Below are 338 nucleotides of genomic sequence, written 5' to 3'. Positions count from 1 at the left end.
AATTGTCTTGTTAGCAGCGTTTTCTAGACTAGTAGCACCCTTGAAGAAGGCAATCTTGTTTGAGCTTTCTTGACCAGGCATCTTAGCGTCAATAATCTTTAGTCCTGGGTTGTGGGCTGCGTATGCTTGCGCTACAGCAGTATCTAGCGGAATGGCTGCGATTTTTCCTGACTTCAAAGCAAGAATTAAATCGTTGATGTTTTCCATTCCCTTTAGGTTAATGTTCTTGATACCCTTCTTCACAGCGTCATATTGTACTGATCCAATTTGAGCACCGATGGTCTTTCCTTGTAAGTCCTTGTATGACTTAATTTTCTTGTCATCGGAAGTGTTTAATA

The 338-nt window shown here is 40.8% G+C and carries 1 pseudogene; it reads right to left on the bottom strand.

The annotated features are described in order from the left end of the window. Positions 1-338: pseudogene (locus FD688_RS00070) on the bottom strand (transporter substrate-binding domain-containing protein); the annotation flags it as partial.

This window comes from Apilactobacillus kunkeei, from assembly GCF_005930975.1.
GTDB classification, from domain to species: Bacteria; Bacillota; Bacilli; order Lactobacillales; family Lactobacillaceae; genus Apilactobacillus; species Apilactobacillus kunkeei_E.
Note: the sequence above shows the minus strand (reverse complement) of the source record. Positions and strands in the feature narration are given on the sequence as shown.